Source organism: Cellulomonas sp. B6 (genome assembly GCF_001462455.1).
In the GTDB taxonomy this organism is placed as follows: Bacteria; Actinomycetota; Actinomycetes; order Actinomycetales; family Cellulomonadaceae; genus Cellulomonas.
This window is the reverse complement of the sequence record NZ_LNTD01000001.1, coordinates 1-3294: the sequence shown is the minus strand read 5'-3', so window position 1 is coordinate 3294 and position 3294 is coordinate 1. Positions and strand designations below refer to the sequence as shown.

Sequence of the window (3294 nt, the reverse complement as noted above, 5' to 3'; positions counted from 1 at the left end):
CGCCGCCGCCGACCCGGTGCCGGTCGACCGCGGCACCGAGCCCGCCACGCGCAGCCACGTGCCGGGTGTGCTGCGCCGCGCGTGGCGCACGTTGTCGCTGCAGCGCCGGCTCGTCACGATCACGGCCGTGCTGCTCGGCGCGGGCCTCGTGGTCGCGGGCGTCACGGCCGCGTCACTGCTCGAGCGCAGCCTGCTCGGCCCCGTGGACCAGAAGCTCGCCGCCGAGGCCGAGATCGTCGCCAACGACGCGCTGCGGTTCCTGGCCTACGGCGGGGGGCAGCTGGGCCCGACCGACTACTACGTGCGCGTGCAGACCTCGACGCAGGACGTGCCGCTGCTCAGCGGCGCCGCCCAGGAGTCGTACGGCACGCCCCAGGTCGACGACCTCACACCGGCGGCCGCCCAGGCGATCGCGGGCGAGCCGTTCACGGTCGGGTCGTCGCGGGCCGGGTCGTCGTGGCGCGTCGTGGCCTACCCGTTCAACGGCGGCGGCACGCGCGGGTCGGTCGTCGTCGGGCTCCCGCTCAAGGACATCCACCGCACGGTCGCGGCGATGGGCGTGAGCCTGACGGCGTCCGGCCTGGCGATCGTGCTGCTGGGCGTCGTCGTCGGCGGCTGGGCGGTGCGCAGGTCGCTGCGGCCGCTGCGCGAGATCGAGGCGACCGCCGCCGCGATCGCCGCGGGCGACCTGTCCCGCCGCGTGCCGTCGGCGCCGACGTCCACCGAGGTGGGGCGCCTGGGTGACGCGTTGAACGGCATGCTCGCGCAGATCGAGGAGGCGTTCTCGGCCCGGACCGCGTCCGAGGCGCGCATGCGGCGCTTCGTCGCCGACGCGTCGCACGAGCTGCGGACGCCGCTCGCCGCGATCCGGGGCTACGCCGAGCTGTACCGCATGGGTGCGCTGCGCACCGACGAGCAGGTGCAGGACACGATGCGCCGCATCGAGGGCTCGGCCACGCGCATGGGGTCGCTCGTCGAGGACCTGCTCGCGCTCGCGCGGCTGGACGAGGGCCGTCGCGGGCGCATCGCCCCGGTCGACCTCACGGTGCTCGCCGCGGACGCCGTGAGCGATCTCCGGGCGCTGGACCCGCAGCGGCGCGTGCGGCTCGAGACGCTGGGCGGGGTCGCGGCGCCGCGGGTCGTCCTCGGCGACGAGGCGCGGCTGCGGCAGGTGCTCGCGAACCTCGTGGGCAACACGCAGCGCCACACGCCCACCGGGACGCCGGTCGAGATCGCGGTCGGCCCCGGGGACGACGCGTCGACGGCCGTGCTCGAGGTGCGCGACCACGGTCCGGGCATCGCGCCCGAGCACGCGGCCCGCGTGTTCGAGCGGTTCTACCGCGTGGACGCCTCGCGCACGCGGGACTCCGGCGGCTCGGGGCTCGGCATGGCGATCGTCGCGGCGATCGTCACGTCGCACGGCGGGCGGGTCGGCGTGCACGAGACGCCGGGCGGCGGCACGACGGTCCGGGTCGTGCTCCCGGTCGACGGCCCGCCCGCGGCGTCGAGCGCCCCGGAGACGGCCGCACCGCAGGAGCGTCCGCAGGACGGACCTCCCGGTGTGCCGCCCGCGCACGACGTGGCTACGATGGCGCGTCCGTCGTCAACCTCGTGAGGCTGTTCCATGGGCGTCCATGACGCACCCGCCTGGCTCCTGCCGGCATTCGCTCGCAACGTCGCGGAGGCCGGTGGCACCGCACCCGCCGACGACGTCCGTCGCACCGCCGAGGACCTGCTGGAGCGGTGGACCCGCCCCGAGCGGCACTTCCACAACCTCAAGCACCTCGTGGACGTGCTGGCCCGCGTCGACGAGCTCGACGAGGAGGCGCACCACCCCGAGCTGGTCCGCCTCGCGGCGTGGTACCACGGCGCGGTCTTCGACTCGGCCGAGCGCAAGGCGTACGCCAACAAGGGCGGTGAGGACGAGGCCGCGAGCGCGGTCCTCGCGCGTGAGCAGCTGACGGGCCTGGGCGTGCCCGAGAAGAACGCGCAGCGCGTCGCGGCGCTCGTGCAGGCCCTCGTGCGGCACTCCCCCGACCCGCACGACATCGACTGCGCGGTGCTGTGCGACGCGGACCTGGCGATGCTCGCGACCGAGCCGCAGCGCTACAAGGCGTACCTGCACGACGTGCGCGCGGAGTACGCGCACCTGCCGCTCGAGGACTACCTGCGCGCGCGTGTGCGGATCCTGCACAAGCTGCTCGCGCGGCCGTCGCTGTTCGTCAGCCCGCTCGCGCAGCCGTGGGAGGAGCCGGCGCGGCAGAACGTGTCGGCCGAGCTGCAGCGGATCGAGAAGGAGCTCGCACGGCTCGACGCCGAGCGTGCCGCGGCGGCACCCGCGACCGACGGCGACGCCGACCCGCACGAACCGGGCACGACGCCCGTCGCCCCCTGAGCCCGGACCGCCGCTCCGCGGGGAGCGGCGGCGGGCCCGGGGGCGTGGCTCGCGTCAGTGGGCGAACAGCCGCGAGGCGTGCGCCTCGGCCTCGGCGTAGGTGCGCGCCGCGGCCTGCATCGCGGCGGCGATCTGCGCGAGCGACTGCTCGACGCGTGCCTGCGTCGCGTTCCACTCGGTGACGACCGCGCCGAACTGGCCGGCCGCACCGCCGCGCCACGTCGACTGCAGCTCGACGAGCTGGCGCTGCATCGCGGAGACCTCGGCCTGGATGCTCGCGGACCGCGCGAGGACGGCGGCCGCCGACCCGTCGAGCTGTGCGCTGTCGACCTCGTACCTGCTCATGGACGTCACCTCCGGGGCCGTCGCGGCCGCGGGTGCGGCACCGGGACGACGGCCGTGCCGACGCTAGGGCGGTGCGCGGGGGCACCCCTCGTGCCCGGCGGCGGACGGTGGGCCGCGCGCCGGACGCCGGTGCTGGGGTCGGCTCGGCGCGGCGGCCGCCCGGCTGCGGGTCCCGTCGCGGGCCGACGTAGTCTCGCCCGGTGACCGTGCTCGTCGACCCGCCGCTGTGGCCCCGCCACGGCACCGTGTGGGGCCACCTCGTCAGCGACGCGTCGTACGACGAGCTGCACGCGTTCGCGGCGCGTGCGGGCATCCCCCGGCGCGCGTTCGACCACGACCACTACGACGTGCCGGTCGAGCGCTGGGACGACGTCGTCGCGCTGGGCGCCGAACCCGTCAGCACGCGTGACCTGGTCCGCCGGCTGCGCGCCTCGGGCCTGCGGGTCCGGGCCCGCGACCGCTGAGCCACCCCGACCCGTGGGCCGCGCCGCTCCCCCGCCGCGCCCCGCACGCCCGACCGGCGGCGCGCCGCGTGCCGCCCTCCGGCCTCAGAC

At 76.7% G+C, this 3294-nt stretch carries 4 protein-coding genes; 3 read left to right on the top strand and 1 reads right to left on the bottom strand.

Annotated features, from left to right (window positions below):
* Positions 1-16: 16 nt before the first annotated feature.
* Positions 17-1615, top strand: a complete 1599-nt coding sequence (locus ATM99_RS00020; RefSeq protein WP_223304729.1) for a HAMP domain-containing sensor histidine kinase — start codon at positions 17-19, stop codon at positions 1613-1615.
* Between the two features lie 9 nt (positions 1616-1624).
* Positions 1625-2395, top strand: coding sequence for a hypothetical protein (locus ATM99_RS00015; protein WP_062100917.1), 771 nt, complete (start codon positions 1625-1627; stop codon positions 2393-2395).
* A gap of 54 nt (positions 2396-2449) precedes the next feature.
* Here ATM99_RS00015 and ATM99_RS00010 read toward each other — a convergent pair whose 3' ends face one another.
* Positions 2450-2740, bottom strand: coding sequence for a WXG100 family type VII secretion target (locus ATM99_RS00010; RefSeq protein WP_062100916.1), 291 nt, complete (start codon positions 2738-2740; stop codon positions 2450-2452).
* Between the two features lie 200 nt (positions 2741-2940).
* On the opposite strand from ATM99_RS00010, the gene ATM99_RS00005 reads away from it, so the two are divergent.
* Positions 2941-3204 carry a DUF4031 domain-containing protein gene (locus ATM99_RS00005; RefSeq protein WP_062100915.1) on the top strand — a complete coding sequence of 88 codons (264 nt, stop codon included), beginning with the start codon at positions 2941-2943 and terminating at the stop codon, positions 3202-3204.
* The last annotated feature ends 90 nt before the right edge of the window (positions 3205-3294 follow it).